The organism is Paeniglutamicibacter sp. NPDC012692 (genome assembly GCF_042901625.1).
Lineage (GTDB): Bacteria > Actinomycetota > Actinomycetes > Actinomycetales > Micrococcaceae > Paeniglutamicibacter.
In genome coordinates, this window is sequence record NZ_JBIBDE010000001.1 from 1,680,426 (window position 1) to 1,705,326 (window position 24,901).

Sequence of the window (24,901 nt, forward strand, 5' to 3'; positions counted from 1 at the left end):
CCACAACCGATTCCCTCGGGATACGCTCTAGTGAAGCGACGTGGTGCCCACCATGTTGAAAGATTTCAGTGCTATCAAAAGGCTCAATCAGGAGGTCGATAAGCAGTGACCCACTCCGCGCACACCGGCGCCGGCAACGGATTCACCATGGACGCCACGTCCAAGGCGATCATTGAGCAATTGCAGGAAGACGGACGCCGTTCCTACGCATCCGTCGGCAAGGCCGTTGGCCTCAGCGAAGCGGCGGTGCGCCAGCGGGTCCAAAAACTCGTCGACAGCAAGGTCATGCAGGTAGTCGCGGTCACCGATCCACTACAGCTTGGTTTCAAGCGGCAGGCCATGCTGGGCATTCGGTCCACCGGCGACATCATCGCCACAGCGGACCGGATATCGGCCCTCCCGGAGGTCGACTACTGCGTTGTGGTCGCCGGACCTTCGGACATCATTGCGGAAGTCATTTGCGCCAATGATGAGGACCTACTTCGTATCATCACTGAAATTCGAGCCATCGAGGGCGTACGCGAAACAGAAACGTTCATGTACCTCTCGTTGCGTAAACAGGAATACAACTGGGGTACCCGATGAGCATTGTCAACACCACTCCGCGTGGCACCGATCGCCAGATCGCAGCCCGCGACCACCTATGGATGCACATGGCACGCTATTCTCCGCTGGAGAATGGCGCCCGCGTCCCGATCATTACCCGCGGCGAGGGCCACACCCTCTGGGACGACCAGGGCAAGAGCTACATTGACGGTCTGGCAGGCCTGTTTGTGGTCAATGCCGGCCACGGCCGCGCCGAACTTGCCGAGGTCGCAGCGAAGCAGGCCGAAAAGCTTGCCTTCATGCCGCTCTGGTCCTACGGCCACGAACCGGCAATCGACCTGGCGGAGCGCCTGGCGCACTACGCCCCGGGCGACCTGAACCGCGTCTTCTTCACCACCGGCGGCGGCGAAGCAGTCGAGTCGGCCTTCAAGCTTGCCAAGCAGTACTTCAAGCTGAAGGGCCAGCCGGGCAAGCACAAGGTCATTTCCCGCGCACTGGCCTACCACGGCACCCCGCAGGGCGCCCTGGCCATCACCTCGCTGCCGGGCATGAAGACCCCGTTCGAGCCGCTGGTTCCGGGCACCTTCCGCGTCCCGAACACCAACTTCTACCGCGCACCCGACCAGTTCGAGGACAACGAGAAGGACTTCGGCTTGTGGGCGGCGGAGCGCATCCGCGAGGCCATCGAGTTCGAGGGCGCCGAGTCCGTTGCGGCCGTGTTCCTCGAGCCGGTGCAGAACTCCGGCGGCTGCTTCCCGCCACCGCCGGGCTACTTCCAGCGCGTGCGCGAGATCTGCGACGAGTACGACGTCCTGTTGGTGTCGGACGAGGTCATTTGCGCCTTCGGCCGCATCGGCTCGATGTTCGCCTGTGACGACTTCGGCTACGTGCCGGACATCATCACCTGCGCCAAGGGCATCACCAGCGGCTACTCGCCGCTGGGTGCAATGATCGCCTCGGAGAAGCTGTTCGAACCGTTCAAGCACGGCGACACCACGTTCTACCACGGCTATACCTTCGGCGGACATCCCGTGTCCACCGCGGTCGCCATGGCCAACCTGGACATCTTCGAACGCGAGGGCCTGAACCAGCGGGTGAAGGACAACGCGCCGATCTTCAAGTCCACCCTGGAGAAGCTCAAGGACCTGCCGATCGTGGGCGATGTCCGCGGCGCCGGATACTTCTACGGCATCGAGCTGGTCAAGGACAAGGCGACCAAGGAGACGTTCAACGACGCCGAGTCCGAGCGCCTGCTGCGCGGCTTCCTCTCCACGGCACTCTACGACGCCGGCCTGTACTGCCGCGCCGATGACCGCGGCGACCCCGTCATCCAGCTGGCCCCGCCGCTGACGGTGGGCCCGCCGGAGTTCGACCAGATCGAGTCGATCCTTCGCTCGGTCCTGACCGAGGCGGAGAACCACCTCTAGGGGGATTTCCCTCAAAGCGGTGAGAGGGTGGCGGTGAAGAAATTCACTGCCACCCTCTCTTTTTGGTGCGGGAATGGCCGCGCGTCCGACGGGCGCCCCTGGAGCAGCTGCTTGTATCCGTCTCTCGCGTCCTGTTGAATGTTCCGACATCAGGCTCGGGAATGACGAGAGCGCCAGACGCAGAGGAAGCCGCAACCGCCATGGAAACGAACGACCCCCAGATAGTCTCCCCGGGCCGCGACCAGGCGGGCCCCGCACCCAAACAGCCAGGCAGGAAACTCCGCATTTTTCTCATGGTAATCGCCATCGTGACGCTCGCATTTGCCGTCTTCAGCATCTTCGGGGCAACCGTGGGAACGACGGACAACGCCCCCTATACGACGAGTTTCCTGCTCACCTGGATCATGCTGCCTTCGTTCGTGCTCGGCTTCGTGTACCTGGCCTTGTACTTCCTCGTTCGACGACGCCAAGCACGGTAGTCCAGCGGGGCCCGGCGCATCTGCCAGCCGATTTCCAGGAGTCCTTGCAACGTTGAGAATGCCTGGCATGAACCCGGGCGCATCGGTTGACACCACTCCATGCATGCGGCCGACTCTTCGCGAAACAACGGCTTTCAGCGGCCCGCAGGATTCCTACAGCTCCGCCGGTTTCAGCTCGATTTCCACAAACACGAACTCTGTATCCGCTGCGTTGAGGACGTTGTGTTCGCTGCCCGCAATCCGGGTGTAGGAAACACCGGCGGTCAATTCATTGGTCACCGCTCCTTCAACGGTTTCCAGAACCAGTTCGCCGGTCGTCATGGGAACCACCACGTAATCCACGGGGTGGACATGCCAACCGGTTTCGGTGCCGGGCGCAAAGCGCCATTCTGTGACCCGAACGCGCTCATTGTCGATCTGGACCGTGGCGGTGGCAGGGGTGCGTGTCATGGGTTTCCTCTGGCTTCCTGGTGTCTTGAAGTCCGCGAAACATGCATTTCGCCTGCATCGTTTTGAAGCGGATGGCACTAAGGGAAGTGCCGTGGTTTCATCGTGGCAGCGGACCGGTCCAGCGCCAAGAAGATGACACGGCCTACTCATGACACGTTGGCACGCTATCCACACAGCTCCATGCCTTGACGTCCCTTGTACCGGTTCAGGTTCTCGCATAGGGTCGCCAGTACAAAACCTGTCAGCGCCACGGATTGGACAATGGGACTATGGAAACACTCACGGGAATCCTGAAAGACGATGAACTTGATTTGATCCGCGAGGTTGAGGCCGAGCGCATGGAATCGCTTGATGAAGACGAACTGTTGGCGCTGCACAAGCGTGTGCGCCGCGCCCGCAAGAAACACACAAAGAACTACAGGCGACTTGCCGCCGCCGGCGTTGCGGAGGAAGGTGCCCGGGGAGCGGCCCGCCCTCGACATGGCAAGGCCGCACAGCGTGCGGAGATCTTTGAAGAAGCGCTGTCCCGAGTCAGTAACCGACTCGCCGCCGTCGCACAGGAAACATATGAGAACCTGAAGGCCGAACGTCTGGAGCGCGCCGGGGCAGGAAAGTCCTCGGGTCCCGAGGGCTCAGCCGTTCCCGCGGCCGGGGGCGTTGGCCCAGGACGGGCCGCCGAGCACCATACTTCCCCCGGGACCAAGAAGGTTCGGGCTTCGTCGCAGGCTGCCAACACCCAGCGGCAGGCAAAGCGGGATTCAAAGTAGCCTCAATTCATGCATCAATGGTCTGAACCTTCACCACGGCGAAGGTTCAGACCATTGTTTTTTGCGGAAGCCTACGACGCGGGCAGCTCCTTCGTTCCCCCTGCAGGACTTAGCGCCCGCGCGCCGTGGCCAGCCGGTTCAGCGCCAACGCGCCCACGAGCAGTCCGAAATCGCGAAGCGCAACGTCGAAGTAGTTGGGGATCATCAGCAGGTTGACGATGATGCCCAGCAGCCAGAGGGCGACGACCAGCGAGCCGATCTTCGGACGGAGCGCCACGAGGATGCCTGCCGCGATTTCAACGATTCCCACGCCGTACATGAAGACTTGCGGGGAAACGGGGATGATGTCGGTGGCGATGGGCGCAAGGTAGTGCGTCCAGTCAGTGAGCAAGTTGGTGAACTTGTCGAGGCCGAAAACGATCGGCGCAACGGTGAAGATCGTGCGCAGGAGCATGAACGCCTGGTGGTTGAGCTTGGTGCTCTCGGCCGTTGCGGCGCTCACTGTGTTCGTAGCCATGATCCCTGCCTTCTTTCTAAAGTTGAGATGTTTTATTTTAGAATCGCCCGAATCTCTAAGTCAACACTTTCTCGTTTTAGATTTACACTGGGTGCATGAGGTTGCTTCCAAAGGGTCAAGAAATCAACGCCCTCTCGGCACTTGCCGATCCGGTCCGCGGTGCCGTCTACGAATTTGTGCGCACCCGGGACGCCGCCGTCGGGCGCGACGAGGTTGCGACGGCGCTGGGCTTGCCTCGAAACACCGTTGCTTTTCAGCTCGACCGGCTGGCCGATGAAGGCCTCCTTTCCGTAGAGTTTCGGCGTCTCAGCGGCAAGGGCGGCCCGGGTTCGGGACGCCCCTCAAAGCTTTACGCGCCACGTCATGTCGAGATCTCCGCCAGTGTCCCCCATCGCGAGTATGGTCTGGCTGCGGAATTGATGGCCAAGGCCATCGAGCGCGCGAGCGCCGAGGGACGTCCCGTTGCACAGGTCCTGGCCGAGGTCGCTCGTGAGGCGGGCGAAGAAATCGGCGCCAACGCCCCGTCGCTCACCCAGGCCCTGACCGACCACGGATACCGCCCCGAGGAACGCGCAAATGGATCCCTCGGACTGTTGGACTGCCCCTTCCACCAGCTCTCCACGAATTACCGGGAAACCGTGTGCTCCATGAACCTGGAGTTGCTCAGTGCCGTCGTCGACGGAACCAAGGCCCCCTACCGGGCCTGCTTTGAAACGCCGAACCGCGACGGGCATTGCTGCGTTCGCTTGGATCCGGAGATCCCTGCCGGATAGGCCCGTTCGGTGTCGCTTACGCGGAGCCCGGACGACTGCTCCTAAGGCCCTGGTCCCGGAGTCCGCGACACGACAGGTGCGCACGAGCAGTTCCTCCTCGCCTGTCCATCAGGGCCGTGGTAGGAATGACCCATGAACCCTTTAGGGCGAGTCGCAACCGCATCGGCAGCCTTGTGCTTGCTGGCCATGACAACCGCTTGCGTGCCGGAGGCGAAGGCGCAACTTTCCCCCACCGAGCAGGCCGCTTTGGACGCCGGAGTGTCCGACTATGCCCAGCTCTTGTCCGCGACGCTTGAGGGCAAAGACTCCACTGCGAAGACCAACGAGATGAGAATCGCGGAAGAGTCCTTCGGTTACATGCGAAGCACCTACCGAAATGCCGGAATGAAAATTGCCGATTCGCAGGTCGTGGTCACGGTTCGGGACGCGACCATGCAAAACGGCCAGATCGTCGCGAAGGTTGAAGTGGCGGCCACCATGGTCACCAGGGAAAGCGGCAACAAGGCGACCGAGGAGTCGGAGTTCACCGAACCGCACCAGCTGACCTTCCATCCGAAGGACAGCGGCTACGCGCTGGTTTCGGATGAGCTTGCACCGCCTCTCGACTGAAACCGGGCGATTCACCGGCGCCCTGCCAATGCACGTCCGGCACCCCGCCGTCTTCGTCACCGCTCAAGTCACCGCCCCTATCGGGAACAAGACTCCGCGGCTAGGCTGACCAGTATCCGTCTGGGTCTGCACAACCCACAGTGGCAGGCTCTTCGTATACGACAGAGGATTCGCCATGAGTATTGATGATCGTCTCTCCACTGAACGCGTCGACGAGAAGGCAGCCCGCCAGGTTGCCGAAGATGCCCGCGAACAGGCATGGGAACGCCCGAGCTTTGCCAAGGGCCTCTACATGGGCGACTTCAACTGGGCGCTGATCCACCCGCAACCGCAACCTGATGCTGAGGTCGCGGCCCGCGGTGCGGCCTTCCTGAAGGAGCTGCGTGCGGCGCTGGAAGGATTCGACGCGGCGTTGATCGAGCGCGAGGCCCGCATTCCCGACGCCTACATCCGGACGCTGCGGGAGATCGGCGCATTCGGCATGAAGATCCCGCTGAAGTACGGCGGCCTGGGGCTGAGCCTGTTGGACTACGGCCGGGCCCTGATGCTGGTGGGCACCGTGAGCCCGAGCATGGGCGCGTTGCTGTCCGCACACCAATCCATCGGCGTGCCCGAACCGGTGAAGATGTTCGGCTCCGAGGAACAGAAACAGGCCTTCCTCCCCCGCTGCGCGGCCGGCGCGATCTCCGCATTCCTGCTGACCGAAAACGACGTGGGATCGGACCCGGCCCGACTGGGAACCACCGCGACGCTGTCCGAAGACGGGAAGAGCTACAGCATCAACGGCGCGAAGCTCTGGACCACCAACGGGGTCGTGGCGGAACTGCTGGTTGTCATGGCCGCGGTGCCCGGTCACCGGTTGCCGGACGGATCCATGGCCCGCGGCGGTATCAGCGCCTTCGTGGTGGAGGCGGACTCCCCCGGCATCACGGTCGAGAACCGCAACGCCTTCATGGGCCTGAGGGGCATCGAGAACGGGGTGACCCGCTTCCGCGATGTGGTGGTCCCGGCCGAAAACCGCCTGGGCAAGGAGGGCGCCGGGCTGAAGATCGCGCTCAGCACGCTGAACACCGGGCGCCTCTCGATCCCTGCCATGTGCGCGGGGGCCGGCAAGTGGTCGCTGAAGATCGCCCGCGAGTGGTCGAACGCCCGCGTCCAATGGGGCAAGCCGGTGGGCGAGCACGAGGCGGTGGGCCAGAAGATCGCCTACATCGCCGCCAGCACCTTCGCCCTGGAGTCGGTCTTCGAGCTTTCGGCAGGCCTCGCGGATGCTGGCATGAAGGACGTGCGCATCGAGGCTGCACTGGCCAAGCTGTTCTCCTCGGAGGTGTCCTGCAAGATCGCCGACGAGCTGGTGCAGATCCGCGGCGGTCGCGGTTATGAGACAGCCGATTCCCAGCGCGCCCGCGGCGAACGCGTCGTTCCGGTGGAGCAGCTGCAGCGCGACCTGCGCATCAACCGCATCTTCGAAGGTTCCACCGAAATCATGCACCTGCTCATTGCCCGCGAGGCCGTCGATGCCCACCTGAAGGCCGCGGGCGACCTGGCCAGCAAGGACGCCGACCTGCAGGCCAAGGCGAAGGCCGCACTGGGAGCCTCCGGCTTCTACGCCAAGTGGCTGCCCACGCTGGCCGTGGGCACCGGCCTGCTGCCCAATTCCTACTCGGCACACGGACGGCTGGCCCCCTACCTGCGGCTCATCGAGCGTTCCTCGCGGCGGCTGGCCAGGCACACCTTTGCCGGCATGGCCACGTGGCAGGCGGGCATGGAATCGCACCAGGCCTTCCTGGGCAGGGTCGTCGACATTGGTGCCGAACTCTTTGCCATGGCGGCGTGCATCTCGCGCGTCGAGCTCATGCGTGCCACGGATCCCGGCCACGCTGACTCGGCCGAGCTGCTCGCGATCGCCTTCTGCGAGCAGTCGGAGCACCGCTGCGAGGCCCTGTTCAAGGAACTGTGGGCCAACAGCGACAAGACCGACAGGAAGCTGACCAAAAGGGTGCTCGCCGGGGACTTCGAGTGGCTCGAATCCGGGATCATCGACACCTCTGAAGGCACCGGCGAATGGATCGCCGGCTGGTCGGACGAACCGCTGCCCGACCGGCGGCGGCCCTATGGCGGCTGATCGTGGCCGCCATAGGACCCGTCGCTCAGCGTGACAATTCGCTGGCGCCGATGTTCGTCTGCTCGGGTATCCCCCACTTGGCGTTGGTCCGTCCATACGTTCCGGATTCAACGAGCCCCCGCATGGCTTCTTCCAATGCCGGCCCGATCCCGGAACCCTTCGGCAAGGCCAGACCGATCAATTCCGGCTGGAAGTCTGCTCCCGGCGCGAGCTCGATGCCCCCTGCCGCTTTCCCCTGGTAGTCCATGGGCACGCTGGTGGCTGCAACAGGCCGGGGCCGCCCATGTACTGCGGTAGCTGTTTATTGTCGGGGTTGTCGGCGACTTAAACGGACGTTGCCCCCATCTGGATGAGCGGCAGCGTCGTTTGCTGATGGTGGCCGGGGCCCGGGTGCGGGGGCATGGCGGGATCAAGGTGGCGGCCCGGGCCGCGGGGGCCTCGGAACACACGGTCTCGCGGGGAATGCACGATCTGGAGGCCGGTGAGACGCCGCTGGGCAGGACGCGGGTGCCCGGCGGGGGCCGGAAGAGGCTGTGGGAGGTGGATGCCGGGCTGCTGCCGGCGTTGCTTGCGTTGGTCGGGCCGGACGAACGCGGGGACCCGTGCGCGGGAGGAGCAGCTGGCCGCGCTGGCCACCGAGGCCGAGATGGCCAAACACGCAGCCAACGCCGGCGCCGACATCCCGGAAACACCCAAAGACGCGGGTTAAAAATCGTTAGCTCCTTAAGAGTCCCCGCCCGAAGTCAAACCCGTAACACGGTGGACCGCTTAGGGCTATTCTGACAACCCTCCAGCGGCGAAACCTTGCATCGCTTGGCTTGGCTTGGCTTGGCTTGGCTTGCAATTTCACGCCATTACTACGGAAACCCCATGGATGACGACCAACCTCATGAAAAAGGCAGGTTAGTGGAATGATGCGTGCACGGTGCCCAGGCCAGTGATTTCCGCCGTCGCGGTGGTGGCGTCACCCAACGGTACGGGGACGTTCATTGAACCGCTGAGCACAATGTCGCCAGGCTCCAGCCCCGAACCATTCTCCGCCAGATGGCGGGCAAGCCAGACCACGGCTTCAAGCGGATTGCCCAATACTGTTTCGGTCGATCCCGGGTGTTTCCCTGAGCCCACTGTTAACAGGCTTATGGCCTCGGCGAGGTTGGCTGGCAGGGCGACTGGCGCACCGAGCACGGCCGCTGCGGCATTGGTATTGTCGGCGACCAACATTGGCAGGCTGGCCGCTCCGCCGATCCATCGACTGTCGACGATTTCAATGGCCGGTGCCACCGCCCTGGTTGCCGCGATGACATCTTCAACTCCGATGGTGGCACTATTGAGTGCTTCTCCGATGATAAATGCGATTTCCGCTTCCACCAGCGGTTTGCTCATATGCCCCGTAGCTATGGAGCCTCCGGCCGGCGCAAGGGTGCTCTCTAGTAGATAACCCTGGACCGGGCTGTCGGCGTTGAATGATTCGCGCGCAGCAGCGGCAGTGAGCCCAATCTTGTATCCGACCACGCGTTCACCTTCAGCTACGGCGATTCCTCTGCCAATGTCGGCAATATCGGCTGCAAGATTCAAATCCAGAATTTCGATTCCGGCAGTAGGCAGTGGCGAACCGTTGCTCGTTGCAAGGCGCAGATTGCGTGCGATGGTCTGAATGTTGGACGCTTTCATATCTTCCTTCTTTTGAACGAAAAACTGAACGGCAGGTCCGGTTGGGGGATCTATCGAATTTTTCGCATGGGCATTAAGGTGACCGTTGGGTTCACGGCTCCGGCGAGACGCCACCATTGGAGTGTGATCCACAATACATTGTCACGAACCACATTGCGGAAAAATATTTTCATTAAGCGGAAAATGTCATGTTTCACCGCTGAGCGTGGTGCTGTGTAGGATGAGTGGTCAATCTTATTCGCCATCTTCGCCGCAGCTGACACGGCCCCCGGGCATCCGCCCGAGGCCGTGTCAGCCCAAGTCCAGCACCAGGCGCGTCCCGCGGCAGCGCGACACGCAGATCATCATGGTGTCCCCCGCCGCGCGTTCGTCCTCCGAAAGCAGCGAATCGCGGTGGTCGACCTTCCCGGAGAGCACCGTGGTCTCGCAGGTCCCGCAGATGCCCTCCCGGCAGGAGTTCAGCGGGGCCATGCCGGCCCGTTCCAGGGCCTCGAGGATCGAGGCCCCGGCGGGGACTTCGACCTCGATGCCGCCGTTGGTTTCCACGATGAACGCGTGGTCCCCGACTTGGGGCGCATGTACCTCGGCCGCGAGTCGCGGATCGGCGGCAAAGCGTTCCAAGTGCAGCCTGGCGGGGTTCTCCCATTCGTCTGCCAGCTTCTGGATGACGTTCAAGAGCGGGCCGGGCCCGCACGCATACACCTCGAAGTCCCCGGCGGGGTCTTCCAGCAGTCCAGCCAACGGGTAGATTCCCGACTCGTCGTCGGCATGGACGTGTACGGCGTCCCCGTAGGTCGCCAGTTCACCCAGGAACGCCATCGAAGTGCGGCTGCGCCCCAAGTAAACAAGCCTCCAGTCGGCCCCGGCGGCCGCGGCGGCCCTGACCATCGGCAGGATCGGGGTGATGCCGATGCCGCCGGCCAGGAACACATACTTGCCGGCAGGATCCAGGGCGAAGTTGTTCTTCGGGCCCCTGACTTGGATCTTGGTTCCCGGGCGTAGCTCGTCATGCACGTAGGCCGAGCCGCCGCGGCCGGCAGGTTCGCGCAGCACCGCTATCCGCCAGGTTTTCGCCGCCGGGTCTGAGCAGAGGGAATACTGTCTCACCAGGCCGTTGGGCAGTAGCACGTCCAGGTGCGCCCCGGCACGCCAAACAGGGAGGTCCTCCCCCAGCGGGTGGCGGAGGGCCAGCGAGAGGACCGAGTCCGATTCGCGGGTCATGGAGTGGACTTCGGTTTCAAAGAATTCCAGCGTAGACATCGTTGTTTTCCCTTTCCTGGATGCGTGGGTGGGTGTGCTCAGAGCACGGAGGCAAGGAATGCCCGGGTGCGTTCGTGTTGCGGGTTGCCGATGACTTCGCCGGCGGGTCCCTGCTCGACGATGTGCCCGTCGGCCATGAACACCACGCGGTCCGCGACGTCCCGGGCAAAGTTCATTTCGTGGGTCACCACCACCATGGTCATTCCCGTTGCGGCCAGGTCCTTCATGACCTTGAGCACCTCGCCGACCAGTTCCGGGTCCAGGGCAGAGGTCGGCTCGTCAAAGAGCATGACCTTCGGGCGCATGCAGAGGGCACGCGCGATCGCCACGCGCTGCTGCTGCCCGCCCGAGAGCTGGCGCGGGTAGGCACCGGCTTTGTCGGACAATCCCACCGACTCCAGCAGTTTCAAGGCGCGCGCCGTGGACTCGGAACGCTTTTCTTTCAGCACCAGGCGCGGGGCCTCGATCAGGTTCTCCAGCACCGTCATGTGCGGGAAGAGGTTGAAGTGCTGGAAGACCATGCCGATCTCGGTACGCGAGCGGCAGATTTTCGCGTGCGGCTGCTCGTGCAGCTTGGTGCCCTTGATGTCGTAGCCCATGACCTTCCCGTCCACCCACATCCGCCCGCCCTCGATGGACTCCAGGTGGTTCATGCAGCGCAGCAGCGTTGACTTGCCCGACCCGGACGGGCCGATCAGGCACACCACCTCGCCGCGGTCCACCTGCAGGTCAATGCCTTTCAGGACCTCCAGCCGTCCGTAGTTCTTGTGGATTCGATCGGCCTTGATCATGGGCTCCTCGTCTGCACGTGTGGTCTCTGGCATGGCCGTCATTTCACTGCCTCTTTCCGGGTCAGCGGGTCGTGGACCCGCATCATGCGCTTGAGCTGCTGCCACGGGGTTTGGGGCAGCGAGCGCTGCCCGCCCTTGGCGTAGCGGCGTTCCAAGTAGTACTGCCCGATGCTCAGGATCGAGGTCACCACGATGTACCAGATGCTGGCGACCATCAGCAGCGGGATTGTCTCGAAATTCCGCGCGTAGATGATCTGCGCGGAGTACAACAGCTCGGGCACCGAGATCACCGAGACCAGCGCGGTGGTCTTGAGCATGCCGATGGTCTCGTTGCCGGTGGGCGGGATGATCACGCGCATGGCCTGCGGCAGGATGATCCTCCGCATGGTCTGCAGGCGGTTGATGCCCAGCGCCCCGGCGGCTTCGGCCTGGCCGTGGTCCACCGAGAGGATGCCCGCGCGCACGATCTCCGACATGTAGGCCGCTTGGTTCAACCCCAGGCCCAGGACGGCTGCGGTCAGCGGCGTGATGATTTCGTTGGCATCCAGGTCCACCCCGGGGATGCCGAAGCTGATGGAGGGGTACAGCGCGGCCAGGTTGTACCAAAACAGCAGCTGGACCAGCACCGGGGTGCCACGGAAGAAGTTCACGTAGGCGAAGGCGGCGGTGCGCACCACCGGGTTCGCGGCGATCCGCATGACGGCCAGCACCACGCCCAGCACGATGCCGATCGCCATGCAGATGGCGGTGAGCTCCAGGGTGATGGCGATGCCGCGGACGATTGACACGTCGCGGATGTACATGCCCACGGTGTGCCAGCCGAAATTCGGGTTGGTGACCACCGAGCGCAGCATGAGCAGCCCGAGGAAGACGATGACTCCCGCGGAAATCCAGCGCCCGGGGTGCCGGGCCTTGACGATGCTGTAGGCGTCGCTCGCCTCCGCGGTTTGTTGCGGTTCTTTTGTGAGTGTCATGGCGTGGGCACCGTCGCTACTTCAACACGACGTCGGCAGGGGTGATCGCGGTGCTGGCCGGAAGCCCCCACTTGGCGTTCATCTCCTGGTAGGCCGGGGACTCCAGCACCGCGGCCGTGGCGGCCTGGATGGCCGGCAGCAGTTCGCTCTTCTTGCCCAGCGCCGTGCCGGTCAGTTCCGGTTCGTAGTCCGGGCCCTCGGCAACCTCGAACTTCCCGCCCGCCAGCTTGCCCTGGTAGGCCAGGGACACCGAGTCGGCCATGACGCCCTGGACCCGGCCGGAGGTCAGGGCGAGGTTCGCGTCGTTCTGTGTGGGGAAGAACTGCATGTCGATGGCGGGGTTCCCGGCCGCGATGCATTTCTTGGAGAATGCCGGCAGGATGTCCAGCGACTGGATCGAGCCCTTCTGTGCGGCGACCGCCTTGCCGCACAGGCTCGCGGCGTCCACGGTCAGCCGATCCGGGTTGCCCGGGGCCACCGCCAGTCCGGTGCCGCCCTGCAGGTAGGGGACGAAGTCCACGGCCTTGCGGCGTTCCTCGGTGACGCTGAAGGTGGACATGCCCAGGTCGTACTTTCCCGACTGCAGCCCGGGCAGGATGGTGTCGAAGGTCGCCGGCACGTGCTCGACCTTCAGGCCCAGCACCGCCCCGATGGCGTCGCCCATGTCGGCGTCCCACCCGATCAGGGTCTTGTTGTCGGTGTCGAAGAACTCGAACGGCGGGTAGGTGGGATCCGAGGCGATGCTCAGCACGCCCTTGTCGCGGATGGCCGTCGGCAGCAGCGCGCGGGCGGCCTCGTTGACTTGGAGGCCGGCGGGTGCGGCGGCACCGGTGCCGGCCGCCGGGGCCGCCGTGCCCTGCGGGCTCCCGGTCTCCGAGGCGTTGGTGCAGCCGGTGGCAGCGAGGGCGAGGAGCATGCCGCCGGCGAGCAGGCGGGCGTTGTTTTTCTTCAACATGGCGAGTCGTTCCTTCGTTGGTTTCCGTGCGGGAGGGCACGGGTTGGGAGGGGATAACTAGATGGTGGAGATGTCGAGCGGCGGTGCGATGTGCAGCAGGTGGGCGCCGGGGGCAACCAGGGTGGGGCGGCGCAGGATCGCGACCACCCCGTCGGTGCGGGCCGCGAAGCTGCGCGGCGGCCTGTCCAGTTCGTCGATGAAGTGCACGCGGGCCACCGGCTGCCCGGCGACCACGGTGTCCCCCAGGTCGACAAGCGGCTCGAAGAGGCCCGCCGCGGTGGAGGTCACCGGGGATTCGGGCACCAGTTCCAACCACTGCGGTTCGGCGCAGGGTTCGGCACCGGTTTCGGCGCCCGGCCCGGCGATCCCCAGCGAGGCCAGCAGCGCCGGCAGTCCCCTGCGCATGGTTTCCAGCGCGGAGCGGTCCACGGTCCCGGCCCCGGAGAGTTCGGTGGAGATGGTGGGGATCCCCGCCAGGTCGCCCGCGCTGGAGAGCGAACCGGGTTCCAGCAGCGGGGCGACCACCATGGCGTAGGGAAGCCCCAGGTGGCGCACCGCCCGCAACTTCCGGCGCCACAGCGCTTCTTCCGGGCCGCGGTAGATGAAGCTGCTGGGCAGGTAGGTCGAGTTCGACCCGCCCGAGTGCATGTCGATGACGAAGTCGGCACGCGGCAGCAGCTGGCCGGCGATGAGCGCCGCCACCTGTTCCGTGGGGCCGCCGGCCGGGTTGCCCGGGTAGCTGCGGTTGAGGTTGCCCGCGTCGATGGGCGAGACCCGTGCGGCCCCGCGCACGGCCGGGGAATTCGCGGCCGGCACCACGATCACGGTGCCGGTCAACTGCGCCGGGTCCAGCTCGCGGATCAGCTCGTGGGCCAGGATCTGCCCCTCGTACTCGTCCCCGTGGGTGCCTGCCACGACCAGGGCGACAGGCCCGGGCCCCGAGGAGATCACGGCCACGGGCACCGGGATGACTGACCCGTCGTGGACATTGTCCGAATGCACGACGTGCCCGTAGCCCAGCTGCTTTCCCGTGGCGGAGAAGTCGATTCCGGTGAACTCCGCCGGGCTGGTGCCCTCGCGGGTGGCCGCGGCGCTCACGGGACCCACCGCAGGGCTGCGGCGCGGCGCGGCGCCAGCTTGGTGGCCGAGGCCCGGGAGCCCGGGGCCGCCAGTGAAATGCGCAGCGTCTCGTCGTCCTCCCCCTCGACGACGAACACGTCGCCCGGGTTCAGCCAGCGTTCCCAGGGCCCGTCGACCGCGGCCACGAGGACCTGGCCTTCCAGCGCAGCCATCACCAGCTGGTGGCCGGAGGTGCGTTCGATGGTCCCCGTGTACCCGTCGGTGTACACCGTGGTCTCGACCCCGATGAAGTCCGGGTCGGCCTCGATGAGCACCTCGGAACCGTTGGCGTGTTCGGCCAGCCGCGCCGTCCAGCGCCAGGGGTCCCCGCGCTCGTCGGTGTCGGGGCAGGCGGCCAGCGTGCGGATCCCCTCAGCGGGATCCCAGTACTCGTCCAGCGAGTCGGCCCGTACCAGCAACCACATGGCGGCCTACGCCTTCACGCCGGCGACCGGCTGCGCCGTGGCCGCGGCTGCGGCTGCGGCCTGTTCGCGTTTGACCAGGGCGGACATGATGCGCCGGGCCTTGGCCACGCCGCCGTCCTGGGCGATGAGCACGTCGAACTCGCCGGCCGGGCGGGTCTGCATGCCGATTTCCTGCGCCTCGAGGGCCTCGGCGTCCTCGCGCAGCACCGTCTCCAGTCCCACCCGCAGGTCCTCTGTGGCCTGCGCGTCGTCGACCGCGAAGTTGCGACTGAAGGCGTAGTAGTACCAGGAGTTGTGCGCGTCGATGGGGGTGATCCCGTTAAGCACCTTGATGAGGTAGCCCTCGGCGCGCGGCTTGCCCTCGCCGGTGATCCCGGAGTGCAGCACGTGCAGGTTCGGGACGAAGAACTCGGTGCAGTGGAAGCGGTCGAAGAGGCCGCGGGCGTCCATGGTTTCCGCATACAGCGGCGGCGCCTCGACCGAGGGCATCAGCCGGTCGACGCTGACCACCGACCCCTCGACCTCCACCGTGATGCCGTGCTCGTAGATGTAGTCGTCGCCCACGGTGGTCTTGTGCAGGAACGACTCGTGGGTAAGGTCAAGCAGGTTGTCGTGGATGAGGTCGGCGCGGCAGGCAAAGGGCACCGAGTGCGTGACCGTGGCCCATTCGGGGTCGTTCATCCAGTGTGTGTCCGGCACGTCCGCCGGATCGGCGAGCTCCGGGTCGCCTGTCCAGACCCAGATCCATCCGTCCTTTTCCACCAGCGGGTACTTGCGGACCTTGGCCCGCTCGGGGATGGTGCTCTGTGCCGGCACCTTGGTGCACATGCCATCGGCACCGTAGGTGAACCCGTGATAGCCGCACTCGATGGAGTCGCCGATGGTGCGCCCCGCCGAAAGCGGGAAGGCGCGGTGTGCGCAGCGGTCGGCCAGCGCCACCGGCGCCTCGTTTTGCGTGCGGAACAGCACGATCGGCTGTTCGCAGATCACACGCCGGACGGGCTTCCGACTGACCTCGCTGCTCCATGCCGCAACGTACCAAGTGTTCAGGACATACATGAATTTCTCCTCTTCCAATGCCGGGTCGCGCTGAATTGTATTCACCGTATACAGTGAATACATCGGGGTCAAGGGAATTTCGTGACCACCACCACAACTTGAATATCAAGGCCTAGTCAGCACGGGTTAGACTGCTGGCAAGTGCTGCAAATTCTTTGAGGGAGAGACATGGCTACGGGAGTCCACGACACACGGCCATTGGCAGTTCGCGTCCACGAGAGGATCACCTCGGAAATCGTCGATGGCACGCTGAAACCGGGAACCGCGCTCGTTCAGGAACAGGTTGCCCTGCAATACGGCGTTTCCCGGACCCCGGTGCGGGATGCGCTGGCACAGATCGCCATGGAGGGATTGGCCACCCTGGTTCCCGGCAGCGGCTATGTTGTCAACGATCTCACCGTGCAGGACGTGCACCATGTCTTCGAGGTGCGCTACGCCCTGGAGCAGCTGGCCCTTCGGCAGGCGATCGGCCACCACACCCCCGCGCAGCTGGTGCGCCTGCGTGCGCTGATCGACGAATTCGAGACCGTGGAGGCCACCGACGCGGGCGAGCAATTCCGCCTCGGCAGGGAATTCCACCTCAAGCTCATCGAGCCCTGCCCCAACAACTACTTGCGCGACACCCTGCAAAACATCTGGGACCACCCGATCCAGCGCCGAATCACCCGCACCTACCCCATTGGGGCGGAGCACCAGGCAACCGTCGCACGCGAGCACCGGGAAATCCTTGCCGCACTCACGCCCGGGGACACGGAAAAGATCATTCGCCTGCTGGGGTCGTGCCACGACGTCGGCGACATTGACCCGGAAGCGCTGGCCGACAACCGCTAAGGGCGGGCTTGGAGCAGGTCCCGGGCCCCGGCGGTGCGCCGCCCGCGTTTCACGACGGCCGCTTGCAAGAAGTCCCCCAGCAGCGCCTCGAACTGCCCCGCCGGGGTGCCGGTTTCCTCGGGATGCCACTGCACGCCCAGGATCCACTCGCCGTGCTCCGCCCCGGGCACCTCGATGGCCTCGACGATCCCGTCCTCGGCGAGCGCCGAGACGATCAGCCCCTCGCCGAGCTCGTCCACGGCCTGGTGGTGCGAGGACTTGACCGTGGCGTGGCCGGCCCCCAGGATGCCTTGCAGCCGCGTTTCGGCCACCAGCATCACCGCGTGTTCGACCATGTCCTCGGCCGGCGTGTGGTCCTTGTGGAAGGAGTCCGCCCCGAGGTCCTCGATCAGGGTTCCGCCGAAGGCCACGTTGAGCAGTTGGGTGCCGCGGCAGATCGTGAAGATCGGGCGATTGGCCGCGCGGGCCGCCCGGATGAGTGCCAGCTCGAGGTCATCGGCCCGCCGGTCCACCCCGTTGATGCTTGGGTGACCGGTGCTTCCGTAGAGGGCCGGGTCGACGTCCCCTCCCCCGAGCACCAGCACCCCGTCGACCGCGTCGATGTCCACCAGCACCTCGGCATCCGCCGGGAGGTTGGACCCCGAGGCGTCCAGCAGCAGGGCACGCCCGCCGGCGGCCTCGATGCCCGCCACCGCCAGGGCCGCGAGCCTGCCGATGTCGGCGCCGTAGGCCTCGTCGTAGGAGCTTGAGTGGATGGGGGCCGTCAGCGCAATCAACGGGAGTTCGTCGGTCATGGGAAAACCCTACCGCCGGGACCCGGGCCCCGGCTATTGGTTGCCGTTGAGCCGGTACCAGAGCATGGCCACGTGCAGGGAAGTGCGCGACTCGGCGTCCTCGAGGCTGACCCCCAGCTTGTCCTCGAGCTTTTCCAGCCGGGCATACAGCGCGGGCCGGCTGAGGAACCCGGTGCGGGCCAGCGCCGATTTGTTTCCCCCGTGCTTGAGGTAGAGCTCGAGCAGCTCGAGGGCCGCGGTGTCCGGTGGATCGATGATCCCCGCCAGTTCCGCCTCCGCGAATGACCTGACGCGCACATCGCCCTTTGTCAGCGCCAGCAAGCCGTGCAGCCGCACATCGGTGAACCGGTAGAAGGGGCGGGCCTTGGTGTCGAAGGTGGCGACGATCTCGGCGACCTGCGCGGCCTCGTCCAATCCGCGCGCCGCGTCCTTGACGCTCCCCCGGCCGTGCCCGACCCCCACCGACCAGTCGATGCGCACCTGCCCCCGGGAGAGCTGCCGGAAGATGCGCTCAAGCAGCGGCTCCTCGAGCTGCCTGGCGCTCACGCCCAGCACCATGCCGATCTGCCCCGATTGCAGGCTGGCGCTGAGCGCCGTGGCCCTGGCGGATTCCAGCACCGCCAGCAGCGCCTCCAGCAGTTCCCGTTCGCGCAGCTGCAATCCGGTGGGGGTCTGCCCGCCGTGCGTATCCAGGCGCAGGACCACCGGGACGTAGTGCGCCACGTCCGCCAGCCCCAGCGCCATGGAGCGCACGAGCACCTCGTCGGCGCTCAGCGCGTGGGCCTGGCGCAGCTCGTGAAGCAGGCCGGCCCGCGCCTGGTGCAGCAATTCCTTCTGGTCCCTGCCGGCCAGCCGGGCGATGGACAGGGTTTGGCCGGCGCGTTCCAGCACCATGGCCGCATCGTCGTCGTCGGCCAGGGCACCGGGCACCACCAGCCTGCCCCAGCGCTGTCCTCGCACCCCCACGGGGGTCTGCAGCCAACTCTCCTCCCCCGCCCCGCGACCGGTGGATTCCAGGTAGCCGACCCGGCGGGAGCGCTCGGCCCAGCGGGCCAGCAGCTCCGCTCGTTCGGTATCCGAGGCGTCGAAGGCCAGCACCAGGTGCGCAACGTCCTCGAGCACCACCGGCGCCCCGATCAGCCGTGCCGTGCGGGAGACGATCTCTTCCTCGTCCGCGTTCTCCAGGCTCAGCGCGGTGAACACCTCGTGGATGGTGCGCGAGCGCTCGAGCGCAGCGAGCTGGTCGGACACCAGCATGCGGTGCGCCACCTCGGTGATTTCGACGAACCTGACCCGCCGGTGCAGCAGCACCACGGGAAAGTCCATGCGGCTTGCGGCCTCGCGCAGGGCGGAGATCGTGGCATCGACGTTGCGGCTCACCCCCGGAACCAGTTCCACCAGGATCCCCACCGCGCCGGCGTCCCGGACCTGGCCGAGGAAGCCCCGCACGCCGGCGCCGCCCTCGCCGAAGGCCATGCCGGTGGTGAGCACCAGCTCCCCGCCGGTCAGCAGTTCGGCGAGGTCCGGGGTTTCGGTCACGTGGACCCAGCGCACCGCGGTGCCCAGCCGCTCGAACCCGCTGAGCACTTCCGGGTCGCCCGCACGCACCACGGCCAATTCCAGGATGCGGGCAATGCTCAGGACGGCCGGGACTCCCGGGGCTTCAACACTTGAGACATGGTTCACACGACACAGTGTATTGCTTCGGGCAAAAGAACTGACACATTGCCAATGTCGCCGGCGTGACCCAGCCGACACAATTGAACCAGGAACACAGTGAAACACCGTTTCACCACCATGTCTTGAAAGGACACCCACGTGCAGACTCTCGCCCACTGGTCCAACGGCACCACCCTCGAAGCCCCGGCCGACTCCCGCTACGCCGATGTCATGAACCCCGCCACCGGCGAGGTCAGCTCCCGCGTTGCACTGGCCAGTGCCGAAACCACCGCCGAGGTCATCGCCGCGGCCCACGCCGCGTTCCCCGGATGGCGCGACACCTCGCTGACCCGCCGCGCACAGGTCCTGTTCAACTACCGCGAACTGCTGAACAAGCGCAAGGGCGAGCTTGCCGCGATCATCACCGCCGAGCACGGCAAGGTGCTTGACGACGCACTGGGCGAAATCGCCCGCGGCCTCGAGGTCGTCGAGTACGCCTGCGGCATCCCGCACCTGGTCAAGGGCGGCTACACGGAGAACGCCTCCACCAAGATCGACGTCCACTCGATCCGCCAGCCGCTCGGCGTCTCGGCCATCATCTCCCCGTTCAACTTCCCGGCCATGGTGCCGATGTGGTTCTTCCCGATCGCCATCGCCGCCGGCAACTCCGTCGTCCTGAAGCCCAGCGAAAAGGACCCGACCGCAGCGCAGTGGATGGCCGAGCTGTGGAAGGAAGCAGGCCTTCCGGACGGCGTCTTCAACGTGGTGCACGGCGACAAGGAATCCGTCGACACCCTGCTGACCGACCCGCGCGTCTCCTCGGTCTCCTTCGTGGGCTCGACTCCGATCGCCCAGTACGTCTACGCCACGGGCACCGCCCACGGCAAGCGCGTCCAGGCCCTCGGCGGCGCCAAGAACCACATGCTGGTCCTCCCGGACGCGGATCTGGACCTGGCCGCGGACGCCGCCGTCAATGCCGGCTTCGGCGCCGCGGGCGAACGCTGCATGGCCATCTCCGCCATCGTCGCCATCGACTCGATCGCCGACGAACTGGTCGAGAAGATTGCCGAGCGCACCCGCACCCTGCGCGTCGGCGACGGCACCCGCGGCTGCGACATGGGCCCGCTGGTCACCGCCGCGCACCGCGACAAGGTCGCGGGCTACATCGACGCCGGCGAGGCCGCCGGCGCCACCATGGTGCTCGACGGCCGCAAGGTCAACCCGGACGCCGACGGCGAGGGCTTCTTCCTGAACCCGACCCTCTTCGACAACGTCACCACCGACATGTCGATCTACACCGACGAGATCTTCGGCCCGGTCCTCTCCGTGGTCCGCGTCGAGTCCTTCGACCAGGGCATCGAGACCATCAACGCCAACCCGTACGGCAACGGCACCGCGATCTTCACGAACGACGGCGGCGCGGCCCGCCGCTTCGAGAACGAGATCCAGGTCGGTATGGTTGGCATCAACGTGCCGATCCCGGTACCGATGGCCTACTACTCCTTCGGCGGCTGGAAGAACTCGCTCTTCGGCGACACCCACGCCTACGGCGCCGAGGGCATCAACTTCTTCACCCGCGGCAAGGTCGTCACCTCCCGCTGGCTCGACCCGAGCCACGGCGGCCTGAACCTCGGCTTCCCGCAGAACGCCTAAGCGCCAGCGACGAACCTTAGAAAGGGACCTACTCACATGAGCATCGACGTGAGCACCGAATCCATCACCGCCGACCAGATCGCCGCGGGCGCGCGCGCCCACGAGCTGGACCGCGCGCACGTCTTCCACTCCTGGCAGGCGCAGGGTCCGTTCGACCCGATGACCATCCTCAAGACCGAGGGCTCCTGGGTCTGGGACGGGGCGGGCAACAAGCTGCTCGACTTCTCCTCGCAGCTGGTCAACACCAACATCGGCCACCAGCACCCGAAGGTCGTCGCGGCGATCCAGGAGCAGGCGGCGCAGATCTGCACCATCGCCCCGCAGTACGTCAACGACGCACGCTCGGAAGCCGCACGCCTGATCGCCGAGCTGACCCCCGGCGACCTGAACCGCATCTTCTTCACCAACGGCGGCGCCGACGCCAACGAGCACGCGATCCGCATGGCCCGCGTGCACACCGGCAAGCACAAGGTGCTCTCGGCGTACCGCAGCTACCACGGCGGCACGCACCTGGCGGTGAACGTCACCGGCGACCCGCGCCGCGTGGCCTCGGACAACGCCACCGACGGTGTCGTGCACTTCTTCCCGGCCTACCCGTACCGCTCCTACTTCAACTCCACCACGGAGGCCGAGGAGACGCAGCGCGCACTTCGCCACCTGGAAGACACCATCATCCTGGAGGGCCCCGGCAACATTGCGGCGCTGATCCTCGAATCGATCCCGGGCAGCTGCGGCATCTACGTGCCGCCGGCGGGCTACATGGAGGGCGTGCGGGAGCTGACCACCAAGTACGGCATCGTCTTCATCGCCGACGAGGTCATGGCCGGCTTCGGCCGCGCCGGAAAGTGGTTCGCCGTGAACCACTGGAACGTCACCCCTGACCTGCTCACGTTCGCGAAGGGCGTCAACTCCGGATACGTTCCGCTCGGCGGCGTGGCCATCTCCGATGCCATCTTCGAGACCTTCCGCGACCGCGTCTTCCCGGGCGGCCTGACCTACTCCGGCCACCCGCTGGCCTCCGCCGCGGCGGTTGCGACCATCAACGCCATGAAGGAAGAGGGCATGGTGGAGAACGCCGCCCGCATCGGCGAGGACATCATCGGCCCGGCGCTGAACGAGATCAAGGCCAAGCACCCGTCCGTGGGCGATGTCCGTGGAACCGGCTGCTTCTGGGCCGTCGAGCTTGTCGCCAACCGCGAGACCCGCGAGCCGCTGGCACCGTACGGCGGCTCCTCGCCGGCCATGGCCGCAGTGACCGGCGCGTTGAAGAAGGCCGGCATGTTGCCGTTCGTGAACTTCAACCGCATCCACGTGGTTCCGCCGCTGAACATCAGCGACGAGGACCTGCGCACGGGTCTGGCCATGCTTGACGAGGCATTGTCGGTCGCCGACGCCTTCGTCGAAGCCTAAGCAACACCGCACCAAACGGCTGGCCTGGTGCCCGGGGTTTTCCCGGGCACCAGGCCAGCCGTCGTTTACGCTGCCAACGGGGACGCGCTATGTAGAGCGGGCCGCGTGTCACCGTGGATGGCATCCCTCTCCCGCGCCTGGGGTATTGCCCATGCCTCGGATAAAAATGCACCTCACCACCGGATTCATGGCAGCACTTGTCCTTGGCCTGGCGGGGTGTTCGACCCCGGTTCCGACCCCCGAGCCGGAGCACGGCCAGGCGTGGTTTGATGCCGTCTTCGACGACGAGTACCCGGGCGACGAAAACGTGTCCTCCGGAGGCGGGACCGCTGGCACCACCATCACCATCACCATCACCGACGTGAAGGCCGGATGGTACGCCTTCGACAGCGCATGCCAGGGAGCCGAGGATGCAACGTTCACCGTCAGCCACGCGGAAGAAACCTTGGGCGAGGGACAGGGCGGTTGCGACGGTTCGGGATTCGTCACCTCGACGATGGAGCTCCCCGCAGGCGAGATATCGGTGACCGCCACCAGCACCGACCCTTCCACCTGGTGGGCGGCCCGCCTGCGCCCAACAGCCGCACCGACCCCTTAGCGCCGACCAGGCTTCGACCCCCGCTGCCACCGCGTCCGGACCGTGGCGGGAGGAAACACTCGTTGGGGGCGTTCCGGATATGAACCCAAGTCACGGGAACAGGCGAGTCCATACGCCTAAAGGTGCATATGGAAGCAGCGTGTGTGCAGATAATATGGGCAGATGTACCTGCCCGTCGATTTCCTGACTCCGCTGCTCTACGTGGCTGCTGCCGGCATCTTCGCGGTCTTCGCAATCCCGTTGGGCATTAGCGCCATGGTTCGCTGGAAGAAGTTCCGCGCCGACGCCGATGGCTTGCAGACCTATGCACGCCGCAGGGATCTGCGGATCCAGTCCGGCGTGGCAATCTTTGGCGTGGCCCTGATGCTTGCAGCTTCTGCCACCGCGGCCATCGGCTGGGACGAATCGCGCCGGAACCTCAGCGCCAATGTGGAAGCACGCTACGAGGTCAGCGAAGTGACGATGACCAGCTGGAACGGCACGTGGGCCGAGGTCGACCTGGTCGACGGCAAAGGCCGCCCCGCAAGCGGTATCGAAGTGCTCCTTGGCCCGGACCACGAACCGGAGCTCTTGGACCCAGCGTTTGAGACCGGCTCTCCCGCCGATCCCGAGCCCTCCCTGGATCTGCGCTAGGCCCCGGCCGTGCGGGAAATCTTCAGGGCCGCCGCCGCCAGAAACAGGCAACCGCCTGCCACGACGGAAACAAACAACGATGCCGCCACCGAGATGCCCAGGCTCCCGGTCAAGGCTCCAAGGCCGACGACCGGAGCTGCGCTGCCGAGGTATGTCACCACGTAGACGGAGCTGAACACCCTAGCGCTTTCCTGTGCGGGCAGGCTCGTCGAAAGGCGGTGGAAGGCGGATTGGAACGCGATGCCTTGCGCAATGCCGGCACCCAGCATGGCGAGGCAGAGCATCCACAGCTGCCCGGATTCGGCAGCAACCACGATGAGCACCGCAAACACAGCCATCATGACGAGAGCGCCTGGCAACGATGAACCACGAGCGGGTGCCACCAGCTGGATTCCTGCGGATCCCAACAGCACCAAGGAAGCGAGCGTCCCCGTGCCCACGGCGGAATGGACGCCCATTGCGTGGGCAAAGTACCCGGGGCCGAGCGACAAGCAAAAGCCGAAGAGGGCGAAGCTGAGGAATCCCACGAGTGAAGCCACCCAGAATTGGGAGCGGACCGTCTGGCTGAGGCGCGGTCTTTGCGGTTTCAACACGGCATACTCACCGGGGGTCGGCGCGATGGCCGGGCGAGCGCGGACCAGGCACAGGGGAACGAGCATGGCCGCCATGAGCAGCGCATGCACCATGAACGGAGTCCGTGTGGGCTCTCCGTAGGCTGCAAGGAATCCGCCCACTATGGGGCCCAGCGCCACACCGCCCGTGGAGGCCAGGAGCGTGAATCGGCTGGCCCAACGCGGATGCCTGGGCAACAATTCCCGAAGCGCGGCACCGCTTGCGCCGATGGCCATGGCCACGGCCGCACCTTGAAGCGAACGGCCAACCATCAGTGCGCCCAAACCGTCTGCCATGGCAAAGACGACTTCACCGCCCAACCCCACGACCACGGCAAGCACCAAAGCGGCACGTCGGCCAAGGTGGTCGGACCAGTGGCCGTACAGCACCAGGCCCAGGATCAGGGCGAGGACGTAGGAGGAAAACGTCAGCGTCACGGCGAAGGGTCCCAGCCCCAGGCGTGCCTGCAACAACGGATAGAGCGGTGTTGCAAGGTTGGCTCCCACCAACAGCAATGCCGTGGCAAAGATCGTCAAAACCAACCGTGCCGGAATGCTCGCATTCCATCCGCGGACGCCGGGAACGTCCGCAAGCGGACGCATGGCAAGTTCACTGAATACCGTCATTGCGCATCTCCTGGAGTCTTGGCTCGCGCACCACACGCCGAGGATCGCCCAACGCACTGTCACAGAGATTCTGGCAGTACTTGATGCCTATAATTCAACTAATCGGCAATCATTGATCATCATGATCAGATTTGGTGC

The 24,901-nt window shown here is 65.5% G+C and carries 27 protein-coding genes and 1 pseudogene; 14 read left to right on the top strand and 14 right to left on the bottom strand.

Annotation, left to right across the window (positions count from 1 at the left end):
* The first annotated feature begins 147 nt into the window (after positions 1–147).
* The 3 genes from ACFY5D_RS07845 to ACFY5D_RS07855 all read left to right on the top strand — a co-directional run bounded on the left by ACFY5D_RS07845 (position 148) and on the right by ACFY5D_RS07855 (position 2,452).
* Positions 148–585 carry an Lrp/AsnC family transcriptional regulator gene (locus ACFY5D_RS07845; RefSeq protein ID WP_210001671.1) on the top strand — a complete coding sequence of 146 codons (438 nt, stop codon included), beginning with the start codon at positions 148–150 and terminating at the stop codon, positions 583–585.
* Entirely contained in the window at positions 582–1,973 is a 1,392-nt protein-coding gene (locus ACFY5D_RS07850) for an aspartate aminotransferase family protein (protein WP_387527321.1), read from the top strand. The genes ACFY5D_RS07845 and ACFY5D_RS07850 overlap by 4 nt, the downstream gene beginning before the upstream one ends.
* 161 nt (positions 1,974–2,134) lie before the next feature.
* Complete coding sequence (locus tag ACFY5D_RS07855; protein WP_387527322.1) at positions 2,135–2,452, top strand: hypothetical protein; 318 nt, start codon at positions 2,135–2,137, stop codon at positions 2,450–2,452.
* Positions 2,453–2,605: 153 nt separating this feature from the next.
* Here ACFY5D_RS07855 and ACFY5D_RS07860 read toward each other — a convergent pair whose 3' ends face one another.
* Positions 2,606–2,902, bottom strand: coding sequence for a cupin domain-containing protein (locus tag ACFY5D_RS07860; protein ID WP_387527325.1), 297 nt, complete (start codon positions 2,900–2,902; stop codon positions 2,606–2,608).
* 269 nt (positions 2,903–3,171) lie between these two features.
* Between ACFY5D_RS07860 and ACFY5D_RS07865 the strand changes: the two genes are divergently transcribed.
* The gene (locus tag ACFY5D_RS07865; RefSeq protein WP_387527327.1) at positions 3,172–3,669 is read left to right on the top strand and encodes a hypothetical protein; all 498 of its coding nucleotides are present in this window, start codon (positions 3,172–3,174) and stop codon (positions 3,667–3,669) included.
* Between the two features lie 109 nt (positions 3,670–3,778).
* On the opposite strand, the gene ACFY5D_RS07870 is transcribed toward ACFY5D_RS07865, so the two are convergent.
* The gene (locus ACFY5D_RS07870; protein WP_387527328.1) at positions 3,779–4,186 is read right to left on the bottom strand and encodes a hypothetical protein; all 408 of its coding nucleotides are present in this window, start codon (positions 4,184–4,186) and stop codon (positions 3,779–3,781) included.
* A 95-nt stretch (positions 4,187–4,281) separates the two neighbouring features.
* On the opposite strand from ACFY5D_RS07870, the gene ACFY5D_RS07875 reads away from it, so the two are divergent.
* The 3 genes from ACFY5D_RS07875 (at position 4,282) to ACFY5D_RS07885 (ending at position 7,693) form a co-directional block, all read left to right on the top strand.
* Positions 4,282–4,959, top strand: coding sequence for a helix-turn-helix transcriptional regulator (locus tag ACFY5D_RS07875; protein WP_387527331.1), 678 nt, complete (start codon positions 4,282–4,284; stop codon positions 4,957–4,959).
* Between the two features lie 132 nt (positions 4,960–5,091).
* The gene (locus ACFY5D_RS07880) at positions 5,092–5,568 is read left to right on the top strand and encodes a hypothetical protein (protein ID WP_387527334.1); all 477 of its coding nucleotides are present in this window, start codon (positions 5,092–5,094) and stop codon (positions 5,566–5,568) included.
* 175 nt (positions 5,569–5,743) lie between these two features.
* Positions 5,744–7,693: an acyl-CoA dehydrogenase family protein gene (locus ACFY5D_RS07885; protein ID WP_387527337.1), complete on the top strand. Its 1,950-nt coding sequence runs from the start codon at positions 5,744–5,746 to the stop codon at positions 7,691–7,693.
* A 25-nt stretch (positions 7,694–7,718) separates the two neighbouring features.
* On the opposite strand, the gene ACFY5D_RS07890 is transcribed toward ACFY5D_RS07885, so the two are convergent.
* On the bottom strand, positions 7,719–7,940 hold the full coding sequence (locus ACFY5D_RS07890) for a hypothetical protein (RefSeq protein WP_387527339.1): 222 nt from the start codon (positions 7,938–7,940) through the stop codon (positions 7,719–7,721).
* A gap of 125 nt (positions 7,941–8,065) precedes the next feature.
* On the opposite strand from ACFY5D_RS07890, the pseudogene ACFY5D_RS07895 reads away from it, so the two are divergent.
* Positions 8,066–8,296 (top strand): annotated as a pseudogene (locus ACFY5D_RS07895) (ISAzo13 family transposase); the annotation flags it as partial.
* A complete protein-coding gene (locus ACFY5D_RS07900; RefSeq protein WP_387527631.1) occupies positions 8,262–8,402 on the top strand; it encodes a hypothetical protein in 141 nt (46 codons plus the stop codon). The pseudogene ACFY5D_RS07895 and the gene ACFY5D_RS07900, both read left to right, overlap by 35 nt.
* A gap of 194 nt (positions 8,403–8,596) precedes the next feature.
* Here the strand turns inward: ACFY5D_RS07900 and ACFY5D_RS07905 are convergent, their stop codons facing one another.
* The 8 genes from ACFY5D_RS07905 to ACFY5D_RS07940 form a co-directional block, all read right to left on the bottom strand.
* Positions 8,597–9,364 carry a 2-keto-4-pentenoate hydratase gene (locus tag ACFY5D_RS07905; protein ID WP_387527342.1) on the bottom strand — a complete coding sequence of 256 codons (768 nt, stop codon included), beginning with the start codon at positions 9,362–9,364 and terminating at the stop codon, positions 8,597–8,599.
* Between the two features lie 291 nt (positions 9,365–9,655).
* Positions 9,656–10,624: a PDR/VanB family oxidoreductase gene (locus tag ACFY5D_RS07910; RefSeq protein ID WP_387527345.1), complete on the bottom strand. Its 969-nt coding sequence runs from the start codon at positions 10,622–10,624 to the stop codon at positions 9,656–9,658.
* Between the two features lie 38 nt (positions 10,625–10,662).
* Positions 10,663–11,457, bottom strand: a complete 795-nt coding sequence (locus tag ACFY5D_RS07915; RefSeq protein ID WP_387527348.1) for an amino acid ABC transporter ATP-binding protein — start codon at positions 11,455–11,457, stop codon at positions 10,663–10,665.
* Positions 11,454–12,389 carry an amino acid ABC transporter permease gene (locus ACFY5D_RS07920; RefSeq protein ID WP_387527351.1) on the bottom strand — a complete coding sequence of 312 codons (936 nt, stop codon included), beginning with the start codon at positions 12,387–12,389 and terminating at the stop codon, positions 11,454–11,456. The genes ACFY5D_RS07915 and ACFY5D_RS07920 overlap by 4 nt, the downstream gene beginning before the upstream one ends.
* A 16-nt stretch (positions 12,390–12,405) precedes the next feature.
* Entirely contained in the window at positions 12,406–13,344 is a 939-nt protein-coding gene (locus ACFY5D_RS07925; protein WP_387527354.1) for an ABC transporter substrate-binding protein, read from the bottom strand.
* Between the two features lie 57 nt (positions 13,345–13,401).
* On the bottom strand, positions 13,402–14,442 hold the full coding sequence (locus ACFY5D_RS07930) for a succinylglutamate desuccinylase/aspartoacylase family protein (protein WP_387527357.1): 1,041 nt from the start codon (positions 14,440–14,442) through the stop codon (positions 13,402–13,404).
* A complete protein-coding gene (locus tag ACFY5D_RS07935) occupies positions 14,439–14,888 on the bottom strand; it encodes a hypothetical protein (protein ID WP_387527360.1) in 450 nt (149 codons plus the stop codon). Before ACFY5D_RS07935 ends, ACFY5D_RS07930 begins: the two co-directional genes overlap by 4 nt.
* A gap of 6 nt (positions 14,889–14,894) precedes the next feature.
* Positions 14,895–15,992, bottom strand: coding sequence for a Rieske 2Fe-2S domain-containing protein (locus ACFY5D_RS07940; protein WP_387527363.1), 1,098 nt, complete (start codon positions 15,990–15,992; stop codon positions 14,895–14,897).
* Positions 15,993–16,115: 123 nt separating this feature from the next.
* Between ACFY5D_RS07940 and ACFY5D_RS07945 the strand changes: the two genes are divergently transcribed.
* Positions 16,116–16,778, top strand: coding sequence for a GntR family transcriptional regulator (locus ACFY5D_RS07945; protein ID WP_387527365.1), 663 nt, complete (start codon positions 16,116–16,118; stop codon positions 16,776–16,778).
* Here the strand turns inward: ACFY5D_RS07945 and ACFY5D_RS07950 are convergent.
* Complete coding sequence (locus ACFY5D_RS07950) at positions 16,775–17,572, bottom strand: gamma-glutamyl-gamma-aminobutyrate hydrolase family protein (protein WP_387527368.1); 798 nt, start codon at positions 17,570–17,572, stop codon at positions 16,775–16,777. The two genes, ACFY5D_RS07945 and ACFY5D_RS07950, sit on opposite strands and share 4 nt — an antisense overlap.
* A gap of 33 nt (positions 17,573–17,605) precedes the next feature.
* On the bottom strand, positions 17,606–19,258 hold the full coding sequence (locus ACFY5D_RS07955) for a PucR family transcriptional regulator (protein WP_387527371.1): 1,653 nt from the start codon (positions 19,256–19,258) through the stop codon (positions 17,606–17,608).
* A 132-nt stretch (positions 19,259–19,390) separates the two neighbouring features.
* Here ACFY5D_RS07955 and ACFY5D_RS07960 point away from each other — a divergent pair, with 132 nt between their 5' ends.
* From ACFY5D_RS07960 to ACFY5D_RS07975, 4 genes are all read left to right on the top strand, one after another.
* The gene (locus tag ACFY5D_RS07960) at positions 19,391–20,884 is read left to right on the top strand and encodes a CoA-acylating methylmalonate-semialdehyde dehydrogenase (protein ID WP_387527374.1); all 1,494 of its coding nucleotides are present in this window, start codon (positions 19,391–19,393) and stop codon (positions 20,882–20,884) included.
* A 36-nt stretch (positions 20,885–20,920) separates the two neighbouring features.
* Positions 20,921–22,294 carry an aspartate aminotransferase family protein gene (locus tag ACFY5D_RS07965; RefSeq protein ID WP_387527377.1) on the top strand — a complete coding sequence of 458 codons (1,374 nt, stop codon included), beginning with the start codon at positions 20,921–20,923 and terminating at the stop codon, positions 22,292–22,294.
* Positions 22,295–22,445: 151 nt separating this feature from the next.
* Positions 22,446–22,892 (top strand): hypothetical protein, encoded by a 447-nt coding sequence (locus ACFY5D_RS07970; RefSeq protein ID WP_387527380.1) that lies wholly within the window; start codon positions 22,446–22,448, stop codon positions 22,890–22,892.
* A 162-nt stretch (positions 22,893–23,054) separates the two neighbouring features.
* The gene (locus tag ACFY5D_RS07975) at positions 23,055–23,525 is read left to right on the top strand and encodes a hypothetical protein (protein WP_387527383.1); all 471 of its coding nucleotides are present in this window, start codon (positions 23,055–23,057) and stop codon (positions 23,523–23,525) included.
* Here ACFY5D_RS07975 and ACFY5D_RS07980 read toward each other — a convergent pair.
* Entirely contained in the window at positions 23,522–24,763 is a 1,242-nt protein-coding gene (locus ACFY5D_RS07980) for an MFS transporter (protein WP_387527386.1), read from the bottom strand. The two genes, ACFY5D_RS07975 and ACFY5D_RS07980, sit on opposite strands and share 4 nt — an antisense overlap.
* Between the last annotated feature and the right edge of the window lie 138 nt (positions 24,764–24,901).

Bases quoted from the DNA above. Each gene is read 5' to 3' on its own strand.
- ACFY5D_RS07890 (WP_387527339.1), bottom strand. From the start codon at position 7,940: ATGGACTACCAGGGGAAAGCGGCAGGGGGCATCGAGCTCGCGCCGGGA.
- ACFY5D_RS07850 (WP_387527321.1), top strand. From the start codon at position 582: ATGAGCATTGTCAACACCACTCCGCGTGGCACCGATCGCCAGATCGCA.
- ACFY5D_RS07865 (WP_387527327.1), top strand. From the start codon at position 3,172: ATGGAAACACTCACGGGAATCCTGAAAGACGATGAACTTGATTTGATC.
- ACFY5D_RS07950 (WP_387527368.1), bottom strand. From the start codon at position 17,572: ATGACCGACGAACTCCCGTTGATTGCGCTGACGGCCCCCATCCACTCA.
- ACFY5D_RS07925 (WP_387527354.1), bottom strand. From the start codon at position 13,344: ATGTTGAAGAAAAACAACGCCCGCCTGCTCGCCGGCGGCATGCTCCTC.
- ACFY5D_RS07920 (WP_387527351.1), bottom strand. From the start codon at position 12,389: ATGACACTCACAAAAGAACCGCAACAAACCGCGGAGGCGAGCGACGCC.
- ACFY5D_RS07945 (WP_387527365.1), top strand. From the start codon at position 16,116: ATGGCTACGGGAGTCCACGACACACGGCCATTGGCAGTTCGCGTCCAC.
- ACFY5D_RS07845 (WP_210001671.1), top strand. From the start codon at position 148: ATGGACGCCACGTCCAAGGCGATCATTGAGCAATTGCAGGAAGACGGA.
- ACFY5D_RS07860 (WP_387527325.1), bottom strand. From the start codon at position 2,902: ATGACACGCACCCCTGCCACCGCCACGGTCCAGATCGACAATGAGCGC.
- ACFY5D_RS07875 (WP_387527331.1), top strand. From the start codon at position 4,282: ATGAGGTTGCTTCCAAAGGGTCAAGAAATCAACGCCCTCTCGGCACTT.
- ACFY5D_RS07910 (WP_387527345.1), bottom strand. From the start codon at position 10,624: ATGTCTACGCTGGAATTCTTTGAAACCGAAGTCCACTCCATGACCCGC.
- ACFY5D_RS07855 (WP_387527322.1), top strand. From the start codon at position 2,135: ATGACGAGAGCGCCAGACGCAGAGGAAGCCGCAACCGCCATGGAAACG.
- ACFY5D_RS07935 (WP_387527360.1), bottom strand. From the start codon at position 14,888: ATGTGGTTGCTGGTACGGGCCGACTCGCTGGACGAGTACTGGGATCCC.
- ACFY5D_RS07905 (WP_387527342.1), bottom strand. From the start codon at position 9,364: ATGAAAGCGTCCAACATTCAGACCATCGCACGCAATCTGCGCCTTGCA.
- ACFY5D_RS07915 (WP_387527348.1), bottom strand. From the start codon at position 11,457: ATGACGGCCATGCCAGAGACCACACGTGCAGACGAGGAGCCCATGATC.
- ACFY5D_RS07975 (WP_387527383.1), top strand. From the start codon at position 23,055: ATGTACCTGCCCGTCGATTTCCTGACTCCGCTGCTCTACGTGGCTGCT.
- ACFY5D_RS07970 (WP_387527380.1), top strand. From the start codon at position 22,446: ATGCCTCGGATAAAAATGCACCTCACCACCGGATTCATGGCAGCACTT.
- ACFY5D_RS07880 (WP_387527334.1), top strand. From the start codon at position 5,092: ATGAACCCTTTAGGGCGAGTCGCAACCGCATCGGCAGCCTTGTGCTTG.
- ACFY5D_RS07870 (WP_387527328.1), bottom strand. From the start codon at position 4,186: ATGGCTACGAACACAGTGAGCGCCGCAACGGCCGAGAGCACCAAGCTC.
- ACFY5D_RS07965 (WP_387527377.1), top strand. From the start codon at position 20,921: ATGAGCATCGACGTGAGCACCGAATCCATCACCGCCGACCAGATCGCC.
- ACFY5D_RS07980 (WP_387527386.1), bottom strand. From the start codon at position 24,763: ATGACGGTATTCAGTGAACTTGCCATGCGTCCGCTTGCGGACGTTCCC.
- ACFY5D_RS07885 (WP_387527337.1), top strand. From the start codon at position 5,744: ATGAGTATTGATGATCGTCTCTCCACTGAACGCGTCGACGAGAAGGCA.